Origin of the sequence: Pseudomonas sp. DR48, assembly GCF_019823085.1 — a bacterium.
Taxonomy (GTDB): domain Bacteria; phylum Pseudomonadota; class Gammaproteobacteria; order Pseudomonadales; family Pseudomonadaceae; genus Aquipseudomonas.
In genome coordinates, this window is record NZ_CP081946.1 from 3725525 (window position 1) to 3741706 (window position 16182).

A 16182-nucleotide genomic window follows, 5' to 3' on the forward strand; every position below is an offset into this window, starting at 1 on the left:
TCATCGGTCGGGCAGACCTGGCTCGACCTTTGCAGTCAACTCTCTCAACTGTACCTACGATCTCAGTGCAGCGGAGACTGTTTAATGCCCGTTACCCCACATTCGCTTCTTCAGGCTGTTGCCACGGCCAAGACTCAAGCCGCCAGCGCCAATACCCCGGCACCGGCCGCTGAGCCAGCGGGCAAGGCGTCCAGCTTCGCTGATGTTTATGCCCATCAAGCCCAGAACAAGCCTTCTGTGGTGGCGGATAAACCTGCCAAACCTGTTGCCGACAGTGGCCCAAAGGGCTCGGGCAAAAAGGATGTGAGCAACGATAAGCCTGCCGCCCCGGAACCGGCGGTTGCCGATAGCGGCAATTCCTTGCCTGCCGATAAACCGGCGCAGGCGAACGACACAACCACCAGTGATGACAAGACTGACGTCACGGCAACACCCGTGGCCGATACGACGCCTGTGGACCCTGCCTTGATGCCGGGGGTGCTGCCGCCGCTGATGACCGTTCCGGTCGCGCCAGCGGCCCCGCCGGTTGCCCAGAGTGCTCAGCCGCAGGTTGAAGCGTCAGTGGCCTCTGTCATAGCCGCGCCTACGCCTACGCAGGCACCAGCGCCGGCGGCCGCCGCTGCCGATAGCGATTTCGATCCTGCAGCTGACCCGCTCGATGCACTGCCAGCCGTACGCATGGCCATGGAGCAGAGTGGCCACGTCTCCGCCAGCAGCCAGGCTCAGCCTAAAGCGACGCCTGCGCAGACCCAGGCTGACGGCGAACTGACCTCGGCGCAGAATTTTGCCGCTGGCATGGCCAGCATGCTCAACGTGCAGGCCGACAAGGACAGCACCAGCCAGGGTGGCGAGAAGGCCTTCAGCGGTCTGATCGATGACGGCCTCAAGGACTTGAAGAGCGCCACCAGCGATACCCGTGTCGATGACTTTGCCAACCGTCTGGCGGCATTGACCCAGGCGGCCACCCCCAAGACCGCCAATGCCTTGCCGGTGAACCAGCCAATCGCCATGCATCAGAGCGGTTGGACCGAAGAAGTGGTCAACCGGGTCATGTACCTCTCCAGCGCCAATCTGAAGGCAGCGGACATTCAATTGCAACCGGCTGAACTGGGGCGTCTCGACATTCGGGTGAACATTATTCCCGATCAGCAGACCCAGATCACCTTCATGAGCGCCCATCCAAGCGTGCGCGAGGCGCTGGACGGGCAAATGCACCGCCTGCGTGACATGTTCGCGCAACAGGGCATGGGGCAGGTTGACGTCAACGTCTCCGACCAGTCGCGTGGCTGGCAAGGTCAGGGGCAGGGCCAGGAACAGGCGCAGCAGGGGCAAGGTGGCCGTATCAATGCCAGTGGTGGTCGCCTCGACGCGATGGATGACGAAATCAACCCGACCGTCGCCGAAGTGGCCGCCACCGCCGCCACCACCACCAGTGTCATCGGCTCCAGCGCCGTCGACTACTACGCCTGATCAAACGCAATACCCGCTCTTGTGGGAGCGAGCTTGCTCGCGATAGCGGTGTAGCAGTCAACGAGCATGTTGAATGTCACACCGCTATCGCGAGCAGGCTCGCTCCCACATTTGTTTTGGGGTGTCCATAATCCCGCGCCCAGCCCCTGCCTGACACTTCTGGCATAACACTTGCTCTTGCCTTGCCGTGCGACTGTGAAAACCCGAATAGTGACGGATTATTGGCATGGCGAAGAGCGAAGCAGCAGTAAAAGACCCCGCAACCAAAGGCAAGATCAAGCTGATCATTGTGATCGTGGTGGCTCTGCTGCTGGCGATTGGCGTGTCTGTGGGGGCGACCTGGTTTTTCATGCACAGCGCCCAGAGCAAACCTGCTGAGGCGCAACCGGCCGTGGTCGGCAAGCAGCCAGCGATCTTCGAACCGATGGCCCCGGCCTTCGTGGCCAACTACAACGTGAACGGTCGCCAGCGCTACATGCAGGTGAGCATCACCCTGCAAGGTCGCAATCAGGCCGACCTTGAAGCGCTCAAAGTGCACATGCCGGTGATCCGCAACAACCTGGTCATGCTGTTCTCCGGCCAGGATTTCGCCACGCTGGCGACCCCGGTCGGCCAGGAGATGTTGCGTCAGAAGGCCACGGCCAGCGTCCAGGAAGTGGCGCAGAAAGAACTCGGCAAAGTGGTGATCGAACAGCTGCTTTTCACTAATTTCGTACTGCAGTAGGAACACGACATGGCCGTGCAAGACCTGCTGTCCCAGGATGAGATCGACGCGCTGTTGCATGGCGTCGACGATGGTCTGGTACAGACCGATAACGTTGCTGAACCCGGCAGCGTCAAAAGCTACGACTTGACCAGTCAGGATCGCATCGTCCGCGGACGCATGCCGACCCTGGAAATGATCAACGAGCGTTTCGCCCGCTACACCCGCATCAGCATGTTCAACATGCTGCGCCGCTCGGCAGACGTTGCCGTCGGTGGCGTGCAGGTGATGAAGTTTGGCGAATACGTGCACTCGCTGTACGTCCCGACCAGTCTCAATCTGGTCAAGATCAAACCGTTGCGCGGCACCGCCCTGTTCATCCTCGATGCCAAGCTGGTGTTCAAGCTGGTGGACAACTTTTTTGGTGGCGACGGTCGTCACGCCAAGATCGAAGGACGTGAATTCACCCCCACTGAACTGCGCGTCGTGCGCATGGTGCTGGAGCAGGCCTTCGTCGATTTGAAGGAAGCCTGGCAGGCGATCATGGAAGTGAACTTCGAGTACATCAACTCGGAAGTGAACCCGGCCATGGCCAACATCGTCGGCCCGAGCGAGGCCGTCGTGGTGTCGACGTTCCACATCGAACTCGATGGCGGTGGTGGCGACCTGCACGTGACCATGCCGTACTCGATGATCGAGCCGGTGCGCGAGATGCTCGATGCCGGCTTCCAGTCGGACCTGGACGATCAGGACGAGCGCTGGATCAACGCCTTGCGCCAGGACGTGCTGGATGTCGACGTGCCGATCGGTGCCACGGTTGCCCGTCGCCAGTTGCGTTTGCGCGACATTCTGCACATGCAGCCGGGGGACGTGATCCCGGTCGAGATGCCGGAAGAAATGATCATGCGCGCCAACGGCGTGCCGGCCTTCAAGGTCAAGATGGGCTCGCACAAAGGCAACCTCGCGTTGCAGGTGATCGAGCCGATCGAGCGCCGCTGACCGGCGCTCCAATCCCCCTTTAATTCGCTGCTCTTGATTGAGCAGTTGCCCGCCGAGGACACATGATGAACAACGATATGAACGCCCAGGACGACCAGGCACTGGCTGATGAATGGGCCGCGGCCCTGGAAGAGACCGGAGACGCCGGGCAGGCCGATATCGATGCGCTGCTGGCGGCCGATAGCGGTTCGTCGGGCTCCAACCGTCTGCCGATGGAAGAGTTCGGCAGCGTGCCGAAGAACCACGAGCCGGTCACCCTGGACGGTCCGAACCTGGATGTGATCCTCGACATCCCGGTGTCGATTTCCATGGAAGTGGGCAGCACCGACATCAACATCCGTAACCTGCTGCAACTCAACCAGGGCTCGGTGATCGAGCTGGATCGCCTGGCCGGTGAGCCGCTGGATGTTCTGGTCAACGGCACGCTTATCGCTCACGGCGAAGTGGTTGTGGTCAACGAGAAGTTCGGCATTCGCCTGACGGACGTGATCAGCCCAAGCGAACGCATCAAGAAGCTGCGTTAAGTGAAAAAGGTTCTGGGTGCCTTGCCGGGATTGCTGCTGGCGTTGCCGTTCAGTGTTCTGGCTGCCGAGCCGGTGGCGAGTGCTGCGACGGCCGCTGCTGCCCCGGTGGTCAACAGTGGTGTGGCCGGGCAATTGACGCAGCTGGTGTTCGGTTTGCTGCTGGTGCTGGGGCTGATTTTCTTCCTCGCCTGGTTGTTGCGCCGGGTGCAGCAGGCCGGGCCGGCGGGCAAAGGGCAGGTGATCGAGCTGATTGGCTCGCGCGCGCTGGGTCCGCGTGACCGTTTGATGCTGGTGCAGGTCGGCAACGAGCAGATCCTGCTGGGCTTGAGCCCTGGCACCATCACCGCGCTGCACGTGCTCAAGGAGCCGGTGCAAGTGCCTGGCGGTACCGAGAAAGCGACTCCGGAGTTTGCCCAGCATCTGTTAAGGATGCTCGGCAAGGATCAGAAGGATAAGAAGTAATGGGTGCGTTACGCATCGTCTTGACGCTAGCCCTGATGCTGGCCGCGCCGCTGGCGTTCGCCGCCGATCCGTTGTCGATCCCGGCGATCACCTTGGGCACCAATGCCAATGGCGCCCAGGAATACTCGGTCAGTCTGCAAATCCTGTTGATCATGACCGCGCTGAGTTTTATCCCGGCGTTCGTCATGCTGATGACCAGTTTCACCCGGATCATCATCGTCTTTTCGATCCTGCGTCAGGCCCTGGGCTTGCAGCAGACGCCGTCGAACCAGATCCTCACCGGCATGGCGCTGTTTCTGACGCTGTTCATCATGGCGCCGGTATTCGACCGAGTGAATCAGGACGCCTTGCAGCCGTACCTGGCGGAAAAACTCACCGCCCAGGATGCCGTAGCAAAGGCCCAGGTTCCGATCAAGGACTTCATGCTGGCCCAGACGCGCAGCAGCGATCTCGAGCTGTTCATGCGCCTGTCCAAGCGCACTGACATCGCTACGCCGGATCAGGCGCCGCTGACCATTCTGGTCCCGGCGTTCGTCACGTCCGAGCTTAAAACCGCGTTCCAGATTGGCTTCATGATCTTCATCCCGTTCCTGATCATCGACCTGGTCGTGGCCAGTGTGCTGATGGCGATGGGTATGATGATGCTTTCGCCGCTGATCATTTCCCTGCCGTTCAAGATCATGCTGTTTGTGCTGGTGGATGGTTGGGCGTTGATTATCGGTACGTTGGCCAGCAGTTTCGGAGGTGTTTCGCCATGACGCCAGAAGTCGCCGTAGACATCTTTCGCGACGCCCTTTGGCTGACCACCATGATGGTCGCGGTGCTGGTGATTCCGAGTCTGCTGGTCGGCTTGTTGGTGGCGATGTTCCAGGCGGCGACCCAGATCAACGAACAGACCCTGAGCTTCTTGCCACGTCTGCTGGTGATGCTGGTGACGCTGATCGTCGCCGGCCCGTGGCTGGTGCAGACCTTCATGGATTACATCCTGCGGTTGTACGGCAGTATTCCCATGGTCATTGGCTAATCCATGTCGTCGCTGCTGCAACTGACCGATACCCAGATCAGCACCTGGGTGGCGACGTTCATGTTGCCGCTGTTTCGCGTCGGCACGATGCTGATGGTCATGCCGATTTTCGGCACGACCCTGGTCCCTCGGCGCGTACGAGCCTATCTGGCCCTGGCGATTACATTCGTGATCACCCCGGCGCTGCCACCGATGCCGCCGGTCAATCCGCTGGACCTCAGCGGTTTGCTGCTGATTGGCGAGCAGATCCTTATCGGTGCGGTGCTGGGTTTCTCCCTTCAGTTGTTCTTCCAGGCCTTTGTGGTGGCCGGGCAGATTGTCGCGATTCAGATGGGCATGGGCTTCGCGTCCATGGTCGACCCTACCAACGGCGTGTCGGTGGCGGTAATCGGGCAGTTTTTCACCATGCTGGTGACGCTGATGTTCCTGGGGATGAATGGTCACCTGGTGGTCTTCGAAGTGCTCACCGAAAGCTTTACCACGCTGCCGGTCGGTAGCGGGTTCATGGTCAATCATTACTGGGAAATGGCCGGAAAGCTCGGTTGGGTGCTGGGTGCCGCGTTGGTGCTGGTGCTGCCGGCTATCACCGCGTTGCTGGTGGTCAACATCGCGTTTGGCGTGATGACCCGGGCGGCACCGCAGCTGAACATTTTCTCCATCGGTTTTCCGCTGACCCTGGTGCTCGGGATGTTCATTCTCTGGGTCAGCCTGGGGGACATTCTCAACCAGTACCAACCCATGGCCGTCGAGGCCTTGCAGTTGTTGCGCGAACTGGCGAAGGCGCGCTGAGTCATGGCTGAGAGCGAAAGCGGTCAAGACAAAACAGAAGACCCCACGGACAAGCGCAAGAAAGACTCCCGCGACAAAGGCGAGGTGGCGCGATCCAAGGAACTCAACACCCTGGCGATCATGCTCGTCGGCGCCAGTGCGCTGCTGATATTCGGCGGTGCCCTGGCGCAAGACATGATGGAGCTGATGCGCATCAACTTCTCGCTGCCCCGGGAAGTGATCATGGACCAGAAATCCATGGCCAATTACTTGCTGCATTCGGGGCAAATCGGCTTGTGGGCGATTCAGCCGATCATGATCTCGTTGGTGTTGGCGGCGATCATCGGCCCGATCTCCCTGGGGGGCTGGCTGTTTGCGTTCGGCTCCATGGCGCCGAAGTTCAGTCGGATGAACCCGCTCAGTGGCCTCAAGCGGATGTTTTCTACCAAGGCGCTGGTGGAGCTGATCAAGGCGTTTGCCAAATTCATCATCGTCCTGTTCGTGGCGCTCGCAGTGTTGTCGTCGGACATCGCCGACTTGCAGCGCATCGCCCATGAACCGTTGGAAATGGCGATCATTCACAGCCTGCAAGTGGTCGGCTGGAGCACCTTGTGGATGTCCTGCGGGCTGATCATCATCGCCGCCGTCGATGTGCCGGTGCAGCTGTGGGAAAGCCACAAGAAACTGCTGATGACCAAGCAGGAAGTGCGCGACGAACACAAGGATCAGGAAGGGCGTCCGGAGGTCAAGCAGCGGATTCGTCAACTGCAGCGCGAGATGTCCCAGCGCCGGATGATGGCGGCGATCCCGGAGGCCGACGTGGTCATCACCAACCCGACCCACTACGCCGTCGCCCTCAAGTACGACCCGGAGAAGGGCGGGGCGCCGATGCTGCTGGCCAAGGGTAGCGACTTCCTGGCGTTGAAGATTCGTGAAATCGCCGTGGCCAACAATGTGCTGCTGCTCGAGTCGCCGGCCCTGGCGCGTTCGATCTATTACTCCACCGAACTGGAGCAGGAAATTCCCGGCGGCCTGTATCTGGCAGTTGCCCAGGTGCTGGCCTATGTCTACCAGATTCGCCAGCACCGCGCGGGCAAGGGCAAGCGCCCGGACCCGCTCAAGGACGACTTGCCGATTCCGCCGGATCTGCGTCGCGACTCCTGAAAATTCGCTGGCAGTGCCGGCCCCATCGCGGGCAAGCCCGCTCCCACATTTGATCGCATTTCCTCAGGAAGAACTCGGTTACCTGTGGGAGCGGGCTTGCCCGCGATGAGGTCAGTCCAGTCACCGCAACTCCCCTTGGTAATCCCTCTATTTCAAGTACCTGCAAAAGTTGGAAGGCTTCTTGCAATAGCCGCCCTGCGCCTGCTTTGGGCGTCAAAAGTTTGCTTTAAAGGAACGGGGAAAACCGGTGGATCGCTCTCAGTTATTCAACACAGCCCGCACAAGCGTTGCCGATTTAAGTCGGGGCAACCTGGGTGTGCCGTTGTTGCTGCTGGTCATGCTGGCGATGATGATGTTGCCAGTGCCGCCGTTCCTGCTGGACGTGTTCTTCACGTTCAACATTGCGCTGTCGATCGTGGTGCTGCTGGTCTGCGTGTACGCCTTGCGGCCGCTGGATTTCGCCGTTTTCCCGACCATCTTGCTGGTGGCGACACTGATGCGCCTGGCGCTGAACGTGGCCTCCACGCGGGTGGTGATGCTCCACGGTCAGGAAGGGCATGCCGCCGCGGGTAAGGTGATTCAGGCCTTCGGTGAGGTGGTGATCGGCGGTAACTACGTGGTCGGTATTGTGGTCTTCGCGATCTTGATGATCATCAACTTCGTCGTGGTAACCAAGGGCGCCGGGCGTATTTCCGAGGTGAGCGCACGTTTCACCCTCGATGCGATGCCCGGTAAACAGATGGCCATCGACGCCGACCTCAACGCCGGCCTGATCGATCAGAACCAGGCCAAGCTGCGCCGCATGGAAGTTGCCCAGGAAGCCGAGTTCTACGGTTCCATGGACGGTGCCAGCAAATTTGTACGCGGTGACGCCATCGCCGGCCTGCTGATTCTGTTCATCAACCTGATCGGCGGCATGGCGGTCGGGATCTTCCAGCACGGCATGAGCTTCGGCGACGCCGGCAAGGTTTACGCGCTGTTGACCATTGGTGACGGTTTGGTGGCGCAATTGCCATCACTGTTGTTATCCACAGCGGCTGCGATCATGGTGACCCGTGCTTCCGGTTCGGAAGACATGGGCAAGCAGATCGGTCGCCAGATGTTCGCCTCGCCAAAAGCGTTGGCCGTCGCGGCGGGTTTGATGGCGGTGATGGGGCTGGTGCCCGGCATGCCGCACTTCTCCTTTCTCAGCATGGCGGCCCTGGCGGCCGGCGGTGCGTACCTGTTCTGGAAGAAACAGAACGTGGTCAAGGTTCAGGCCTTGCAAGAGGTCAAGCGCCAGCAGGAACTGCTGCCATCGCCTGCCCGCGCCATGGAAACCAAGGAACTTGGCTGGGATGACGTAACGCCGATCGACATGATCGGGCTGGAAGTCGGCTATCGCCTGATCCCTCTGGTGGATCGCAATCAGGGTGGTCAGTTGCTGGCGCGGATCAAGGGCGTGCGCAAGAAGCTCTCCCAGGACCTGGGCTTCCTGATGCCGACTGTGCACATCCGTGACAACCTCGACCTCGCGCCGAGTGCCTATCGCCTCACGTTGATGGGGGTGATCCTGGCGGAAGCGGAGATTTACCCGGATCGCGAACTGGCAATCAACCCGGGGCAGGTCTATGGCTCGCTCAATGGCATAACCGCCAAAGATCCGGCTTTTGGTCTGGAAGCGGTCTGGATCGAAATCAGCCAGCGAGCCCAGGCTCAATCGCTCGGTTACACCGTGGTCGATGCCAGCACGGTCGTGGCGACCCACTTGAACCAGATTCTGTACAAGCACTCCAGCGAACTGATCGGTCACGAAGAAGTCCAGCAACTCATGCAATTGCTGGCCAAAAGCTCGCCCAAGCTGGCCGAAGAGCTGGTGCCGGGTGTGGTCTCGCTGTCGCAACTGCTCAAGGTGTTGCAGGCGTTGTTGGCTGAACAGGTGCCGGTGCGCGACATTCGCAGCATCGCCGAGGCCATCGCCAACAATGCCGCCAAGAGTCAAGATACCGCCGCGCTGGTCGCCGCGGTGCGCGTCGGCGTATCCCGTGCAATCGTCCAAAGCATTGTGGGGACTGACTCCGAGCTGCCAGTTATCACTCTGGAGCCAAGGTTGGAACAGATATTGCTCAATAGTCTTCAGAAGGCAGGACAAGGCTCGGAAGAGGGCGTTCTGTTGGAGCCAAGCATGGCTGAGAAGCTGCAACGCTCGTTGATCGAAGCGGCGCAGCGTCAAGAAATGCAAGGTCAGCCGGTGATTCTGCTGGTGGCCGGTCCGGTTCGCGCGATGCTCTCGCGATTCGGCCGACTGGCAGTCCCGGGTTTGCATGTGTTGGCTTACCAGGAAATTCCTGACAACAAGCAAGTGACCATCGTTGCGACAGTAGGGCCCAACGGCTGAGGTAGTGGTTTATGCAAGTTAAGCGTTTTTTCGCCGCCGATATGCGTCAGGCCATGAAACTGGTTCGTGATGAGCTGGGCGCTGATGCCGCGATTATCGGCAATCGCCGGATCGCTGGCGGTGTCGAACTGACGGCTGCCCTCGATTACAAATTGTCGGCGCTGGCCCCGCGCGTTCCGAACATGGAACTCGAGGATGAGCTGCGCAAGACCCAGTCGCGGATCGTTACCGCCCAGGCTGAATTGAGCCTGCGTGGCGAAGGCGAGACCGACGGCGACAAAACCACCAATCGGCAGTTGTTCGCCGGCCTGCCATTGACCGCCGCCGAACCGCTGATAGAGCCAACTTACACCCAGCCCCGTCGTGCTGCACCGGCCCCGGCGCCAGCGGCAGGCGGCGTCGATCCACGGGCGTTCGACTCGATGCGTTTCGAGCTCAACAGCCTGCGCGAACTGATGGAAGTACAACTTGGTTCCCTGGCCTGGAATCAGCTGCAAGGCAGCCGTCCGGCCCAGGCCAACCTCTGGCGTCGCCTGCAACGCATCGGTTTGTCCGGCCCGTTGTCGCGCGATCTGCTGGCGATGATTACCGATATTGAAGAGCCTCGTCAGGCCTGGCGCATGCTGCTGGCGCACCTGGCGCGGATGATCGCCACACCGGAAGTCGAGCCACTGGAAGAGGGCGGCGTGATTGCCATGGTCGGCCCTGCCGGCATGGGCAAGACCACCACCCTGGCCAAGCTCGCGGCGCGTTACGTGCTCAAGTACGGCGCGCAAAACATCGCGCTGGTGAGCATGGACAGCTACCGTATCGGTGCTCAGGAACAACTCAAGACGCTGGGCCGGATCCTCAATGTGTCGGTGACTCACATTGATCCGGGCCAGTCGCTGGTCCAGGCACTGGAACCATTGCTGCGCAAACGCGTGGTGCTGATCGATACCGCGGGCCTGCAGGCCAGCGATCCGGCACTGCGCATGCAGCTCGAAAGCCTGGCCGGCCGTGGCATCAAATCAAAAAATTACCTGGTGCTGGCAACCACCAGCCAGAAACAGGTTCTAACGGCCGCTTATCACAGTTACAAACGCTGCGGGCTCGCTGGCTGCATCCTGACTAAACTGGATGAAACGGCAAGTCTGGGAGAGGTGTTAAGCCTGGCAATCAGTCATGAATTGCCGGTGGCCTACCTGACGGATGGCCCGCGGATTCCGGATGATTTGCATCTGCCGCGTCGTCATCAGTTGGTCAGTCGCGCCGTTAGCGTGCAAATGCAGGAAGAACCCAGCGAAGAAGCCATGGCTGACATGTTCGCTGATATTTACCACAGTCCGACCAAGCAGGTTGGCTGAGGTAGTAATGAACAGTTTTCGTACCTACATCGATGGTCTGCCATGCATTGTTCCGTTTGTGAACGCGCAGCCAGTAATGTGGCCTCCGTCTATGCAAGACAAGGTAAAGAAATAACATGGGCAGCATGCATCCCGTACAGGTGATCGCGGTGACCGGCGGCAAGGGTGGCGTCGGCAAGACTAACGTGTCAGTGAATTTGTCACTGGCCCTGGCTGAGCTCGGCCGTCGCGTCATGCTGTTGGACGCCGACCTGGGGTTGGCGAACGTCGACGTCCTGCTGGGACTGACACCCAAACGTACCCTGGCCGACGTGATCGAAGGCCGCTGTGAGCTGCGCGACGTTCTGTTGCAGGGCCCCGGCGGCATCCGCATCGTCCCGGCCGCGTCCGGCACCCAGAGCATGGTTCATTTGAGCCCGGCTCAACACGCCGGCCTGATCCAGGCCTTCAGCGACATCGGCGACAACCTCGATGTCCTGGTGATCGATACAGCTGCAGGTATTGGTGACTCGGTAGTCAGTTTTGTTCGCGCCGCGCAAGAAGTCTTGCTGGTGGTGTGCGACGAGCCGACTTCGATCACAGACGCCTACGCACTGATCAAATTACTGAACCGCGATTACGGCATGAACCGCTTCCGCGTGCTGGCCAACATGGCGCAGAGCCCGCAGGAAGGTCGCAACCTGTTTGCCAAGTTGACCAAGGTCACGGATCGCTTCCTTGACGTCGCCCTACAATACGTCGGCGCCGTGCCTTACGACGAAAGCGTACGCAAGGCTGTGCAGAAGCAGCGCGCCGTCTACGAAGCCTTCCCGCGCTCCAAGTGCGCCCTGGCGTTCAAGGCGATTGCGCAGAAGGTCGATACCTGGCCGTTGCCTGCCAACCCGCGTGGGCACCTGGAGTTTTTCGTTGAGCGTCTCGTGCAACAGACCGCAGGACCCGTCCTATGACAGCCAGTGGCTACAACCTCTACAAGAAGTCGGCACGTGACGCGCAGTACGAGCTGATCGAGCGTTACGCGCCACTGGTCAAACGCATTGCTTACCACCTGCTGGCACGTCTGCCAGCCAGTGTTCAGGTTGAAGATCTGATCCAGGCCGGCATGATCGGCCTGCTTGAAGTGTCGACCAAATATGACGCCAGCAAGGGCGCGAGTTTCGAGACGTACGCGGGCATTCGAATCCGCGGCGCGATGCTCGATGAAGTTCGCAAGGGGGACTGGGCACCACGTTCGGTCCACCGCAATACCCGCATGGTCAGCGACGCAATTCGCTCGATTGAAGCTAAAACCGGTCGTGACGCTAAAGATCACGAAGTTGCGGCCGAACTCCAATTGAGTCTCGACGATTATTACGGGATTTTGAACGACACCCTGGGCAGCCGGTTATTCAGTTTCGACGATCTGTTGCAGGACGGCGAACACGAAGGGCTGCACGAGGATGGCGCGAGTGCACATCTGGAACCGTCACGCGATCTGGAAGATGAACGCTTCCAGGCGGCGCTGGCGGACGCGATTGCCAATTTGCCGGAGCGTGAGCGACTGGTGTTGGCGCTGTACTACGACGAAGAGCTGAACCTCAAGGAAATCGGTGAGGTCCTTGGGGTCAGCGAATCCCGGGTCAGCCAGTTACACAGCCAGTGCGCGGCCCGCTTGCGGGGGCGTTTGGGGGAGTGGCGAGCGCGCTGAAGGCAGTGTGGGGACACTGCGAGCGGGACCGGTGCGGGATTAGCTGCACCGGTCGCGATTTGTTGTGCTCCAGACAGTCATCGAGTGCATTGCCGGATTGATTGAAATGGCGTGTCCAGGTGCTGGGCGCGTTTAAGACTGCTTGGAGGTCGAATTGGACAAGAACATGAAAATCCTCATCGTTGATGACTTCTCAACGATGCGGCGGATCATAAAAAACCTGTTGCGTGATCTTGGGTTCACCAACACGGTCGAGGCTGACGATGGCACTACTGCCATTCCGGTTCTCAACAGCGGCAGCATCGACTTTCTGGTAACGGACTGGAACATGCCTGGCATGACCGGCATCGATCTGCTGCGCCACGTGCGCGCCGATGAAAAGCTCAAGCACCTGCCAGTGCTGATGGTCACCGCTGAAGCCAAGCGCGAGCAGATCATCGAAGCGGCCCAGGCCGGTGTTAACGGCTATGTGGTCAAACCCTTCACGGCCCAGGCGTTGAAAGAAAAAATCGAAAAGATTTTCGAACGCATCGGTTGAGACACTGCGTCACCGGGGGAGCTATGGACACTAACGAATCTTCACAGGGCGATTTTGAATCGACCCTGAAAAAACACGCGGTCGAATTGGTCAACAGCCTTGAAAAGGGCAAGTTCGGCGACGCTGTGCAACTGATCCATGAGCTCAATCAGACCCGTGACCGCGGCCTGTATCAGGAGGTGGGCAAGCTCACTCGCGAGCTGCATAGCGCGATCGTCAATTTCCAGATTGACCCGAACATGCCGCAAGCCGAGGAAGTTTCCCAGATCACCGATGCCACCGAGCGTCTGGGGTACGTGGTCAAACTGACCGAGGCCGCCGCCAACCGCACCATGGATCTGGTGGAGAACGCCACACCGCTGGTCAACGGCCTGAGCCAGGAAGCCCAGGCATTGAGCACGGATTGGGGGCGGTTCATGCGCCGCGAAGTCGGGGCTGAAGAGTTCCGTGAACTGGCGCGCCGGGTCGACGGTTTCCTGACACGCAGCAGCGAAGACAATCGCACGGTGTCGAGCAACCTCAACGACATCCTGCTGGCTCAGGATTACCAGGACCTCACCGGTCAGGTGATCAAGCGCGTGACCCAATTGGTCACCGAAGTTGAAAGCAATCTGCTCAAGCTCGTGCTCATGGCCAGCCAGGTAGACCGTTTTGCGGGTATCGAACATGACCGTGAAGCGATGCTGGCTGAAAAAGATCCACAAAAACATCTCTCTCAGGGTGAAGGTCCGCAGATTCATGCCGATAAAAGAGAAGACGTTGTGTCCGGTCAGGACGATGTGGACGATTTGTTATCCAGCCTAGGATTTTAGAGTTTCAACATTCTAGGTTTTTTAGGTTTTTAGACCTTTAGGAGCACCCCCCTTAATGAGCTTCGGCGCCGATGAAGAGATCCTTCAGGATTTCCTGGTTGAGGCCGGCGAGATTCTAGAGCAACTGTCCGAACAGCTGGTCGAGCTTGAAAGCCGACCTGATGATGCGGACCTGCTCAATGCAATTTTTCGCGGTTTTCACACTGTAAAAGGGGGCGCCGGCTTCCTCCAGCTCAACGAGCTGGTGGAGTGCTGTCACATCGCCGAGAACGTGTTCGACATCCTGCGCAAGGGTGAGCGTCGCGTCGACTCTGAACTCATGGACGTTGTTCTCGAAGCGCTGGATGCAGTGAACAGCATGTTCACCGAAGTCCGCGAACGCAGCCCGATCACGGCTGCGACGCCGCAATTGCTTGCGGCACTGGCCCGTCTGGCCGAGCCGCAGATGGCCGACGAAGCTGCTCCGGTGGCCGAAGTGTTCCAGGCGCCGGTCGCTGAAGAGTCGGGAGACATCACCGATAACGAATTCGAACTACTGCTGGACTCGCTGAACGCCGTCAAGGCTCAGGCTGAGGCACCGGCGGCTGCGCCCGTGCAATCGGCACAAGCGGCGGCCAGCGACGAAATCACCGACGCCGAGTTCGAGTCGTTGCTCGATCAACTGCACGGCAAAGGCCAGTTCGCCGTCGATGCGGTGGCAGCGCCTGCACCTGCGGCACCGGCTGCCCCGAAAGCGGCAGGCGACAGCTCCGACATCACCGACGACGAATTCGAGGCATTGCTCGATCAGTTGCACGGCAAGGGCAACTTCGCCGTTGACGCGCTGGAATCGGCCATAGCCGCTGTACCAGCCCCGGCTGCGCCGACCGCTAAAGCGGCTGGCGGTGATCTGATCTCCGATCACGAATTCGAATCGCTGCTCGACGAATTGCATGGCAAAGGCAAGTTCACCGAAGTGGGCACCGGCACCGTGGTGACGGCTCCTGCCGCCAAGGCGCCTGCTGCTGCGGCGAAACCAGAACCTAAAGTTGAAGCGCCGAAACCGGCTGCCGCTGCTGCACCGGCACCGGCTCGCGCCGCGCCGTCCGCGCCGCCACCGGAAAAACCGGCCAGTGAAGCCGAGACCACCGTGCGGGTCGATACCGCGCGTCTCGACGAAATCATGAACATGGTCGGCGAACTGGTATTGGTGCGTAACCGCTTGGTCCGTCTGGGCCTCAACAGCGGCGACGAAGCCATGTCCAAGGCCGTGTCGAACCTCGACGTGGTCACGGCCGACCTGCAGACCGCGGTGATGAAGACCCGGATGCAACCGATCAAGAAGGTCTTCGGACGCTTCCCGCGTCTGGTTCGCGACCTGGCTCGCCAGCTCAAGAAAGAGATCATCCTGGAGCTGGTCGGCGAAGAAACCGACCTCGACAAGAACCTCGTCGAGGCCCTGGCCGACCCGCTGGTCCACTTGGTGCGCAACGCGGTCGACCACGGCATCGAGTCGCCTGAAGAACGCGAAGCCTCGGGCAAGTCCCGCGGCGGCAAAGTGATCCTTGCGGCCGAACAGGAAGGCGACCACATCCTGCTGTCGATCTCCGATGACGGCAAAGGCATGGACCCCAACGTCCTGCGTTCCATCGCGGTAAAACGCGGTGTGATGGACAAGGACGCGGCCGATCGCTTGAGCGACACCGAGTGCTACAACCTGATTTTCGCACCGGGGTTCTCGACCAAGACCGAGATCTCCGACGTGTCGGGTCGTGGCGTGGGCATGGACGTGGTGAAAACCAAGATTTCCCAGCTCAACGGTTCGATCAACATCTACTCGACCAAGGGCCAGGGCTCGAAGATCGTCATCAAGGTCCCGTTGACCCTGGCGATCATGCCGACGCTGATGGTCATGCTCGGCAACCAGGCGTTCGCGTTCCCGCTGGTGAACGTCAACGAGATCTTCCACCTCGACCTCTCGACCACCAACGTGGTGGACGGCCAGGAAGTGGTGATCGTGCGGGACAAGGCGCTGCCGTTGTTCTACCTCAAACGCTGGCTGGTCAGCTCCGCCGCTCACGAAGAGCAGCGCGAAGGCCATGTGGTGATCCTTTCGGTGGGCACTCAGCGGATCGGCTTCGTCGTCGATCAACTGGTGGGCCAGGAAGAAGTGGTCATCAAGCCATTGGGCAAAATGCTCCAGGGAACCCCGGGCATGTCGGGCGCCACCATCACGGGTGACGGTCGCATCGCGCTGATTCTCGATGTCCCGAGCATGCTCAAGCGTTACGCCACGCGGCGTATTTGATTCTGGTGGAGCGGGGCGACCAAG

16 protein-coding genes are annotated in these 16182 nt (G+C 60.1%); all 16 read left to right on the plus strand.

Features of this window, described 5'->3' with window-relative positions; genetic code table 11:
- The first annotated feature begins 84 nt into the window (after positions 1–84).
- Positions 85–1470 carry a flagellar hook-length control protein FliK gene (locus K5K95_RS16800; RefSeq protein WP_222585243.1) on the plus strand — a complete coding sequence of 462 codons (1386 nt, stop codon included), beginning with the start codon at positions 85–87 and terminating at the stop codon, positions 1468–1470.
- Positions 1471–1696: 226 nt separating this feature from the next.
- Positions 1697–2194, plus strand: a complete 498-nt coding sequence (fliL, locus tag K5K95_RS16805) for a flagellar basal body-associated protein FliL (protein ID WP_222585244.1) — start codon at positions 1697–1699, stop codon at positions 2192–2194.
- A gap of 9 nt (positions 2195–2203) precedes the next feature.
- Positions 2204–3172: a flagellar motor switch protein FliM gene (fliM, locus tag K5K95_RS16810; protein ID WP_222585245.1), complete on the plus strand. Its 969-nt coding sequence runs from the start codon at positions 2204–2206 to the stop codon at positions 3170–3172.
- 65 nt (positions 3173–3237) lie between these two features.
- Entirely contained in the window at positions 3238–3696 is a 459-nt protein-coding gene (gene fliN / locus K5K95_RS16815; protein WP_090188530.1) for a flagellar motor switch protein FliN, read from the plus strand.
- A complete protein-coding gene (fliO, locus tag K5K95_RS16820) occupies positions 3697–4158 on the plus strand; it encodes a flagellar biosynthetic protein FliO (RefSeq protein WP_222585246.1) in 462 nt (153 codons plus the stop codon).
- Positions 4158–4916: a flagellar type III secretion system pore protein FliP gene (fliP, locus tag K5K95_RS16825; RefSeq protein ID WP_222585247.1), complete on the plus strand. Its 759-nt coding sequence runs from the start codon at positions 4158–4160 to the stop codon at positions 4914–4916. Before fliO ends, fliP begins: the two co-directional genes overlap by 1 nt.
- A complete protein-coding gene (fliQ, locus tag K5K95_RS16830; protein WP_090181555.1) occupies positions 4913–5182 on the plus strand; it encodes a flagellar biosynthesis protein FliQ in 270 nt (89 codons plus the stop codon). The genes fliP and fliQ overlap by 4 nt, the downstream gene beginning before the upstream one ends.
- A gap of 3 nt (positions 5183–5185) precedes the next feature.
- Positions 5186–5971, plus strand: coding sequence for a flagellar biosynthetic protein FliR (gene fliR, locus K5K95_RS16835; RefSeq protein WP_222585248.1), 786 nt, complete (start codon positions 5186–5188; stop codon positions 5969–5971).
- A gap of 3 nt (positions 5972–5974) precedes the next feature.
- Entirely contained in the window at positions 5975–7114 is a 1140-nt protein-coding gene (gene flhB, locus K5K95_RS16840; protein WP_222585249.1) for a flagellar biosynthesis protein FlhB, read from the plus strand.
- Positions 7115–7361: 247 nt separating this feature from the next.
- Positions 7362–9491, plus strand: coding sequence for a flagellar biosynthesis protein FlhA (gene flhA / locus K5K95_RS16845; protein ID WP_222585250.1), 2130 nt, complete (start codon positions 7362–7364; stop codon positions 9489–9491).
- 11 nt (positions 9492–9502) lie between these two features.
- Positions 9503–10837, plus strand: a complete 1335-nt coding sequence (gene flhF / locus K5K95_RS16850; protein WP_222585251.1) for a flagellar biosynthesis protein FlhF — start codon at positions 9503–9505, stop codon at positions 10835–10837.
- Between the two features lie 116 nt (positions 10838–10953).
- Positions 10954–11784 carry a flagellar synthesis regulator FleN gene (gene fleN / locus K5K95_RS16855; protein WP_003222917.1) on the plus strand — a complete coding sequence of 277 codons (831 nt, stop codon included), beginning with the start codon at positions 10954–10956 and terminating at the stop codon, positions 11782–11784.
- Positions 11781–12521 (plus strand): RNA polymerase sigma factor FliA, encoded by a 741-nt coding sequence (fliA, locus tag K5K95_RS16860; protein WP_007894214.1) that lies wholly within the window; start codon positions 11781–11783, stop codon positions 12519–12521. Before fleN ends, fliA begins: the two co-directional genes overlap by 4 nt.
- Positions 12522–12687: 166 nt before the next feature.
- Positions 12688–13059, plus strand: coding sequence for a chemotaxis response regulator CheY (locus K5K95_RS16865; protein ID WP_003183998.1), 372 nt, complete (start codon positions 12688–12690; stop codon positions 13057–13059).
- Between the two features lie 23 nt (positions 13060–13082).
- A complete protein-coding gene (locus K5K95_RS16870) occupies positions 13083–13871 on the plus strand; it encodes a protein phosphatase CheZ (protein ID WP_222585252.1) in 789 nt (262 codons plus the stop codon).
- Between the two features lie 55 nt (positions 13872–13926).
- Complete coding sequence (locus tag K5K95_RS16875; protein ID WP_222585253.1) at positions 13927–16158, plus strand: chemotaxis protein CheA; 2232 nt, start codon at positions 13927–13929, stop codon at positions 16156–16158.
- The last annotated feature ends 24 nt before the right edge of the window (positions 16159–16182 follow it).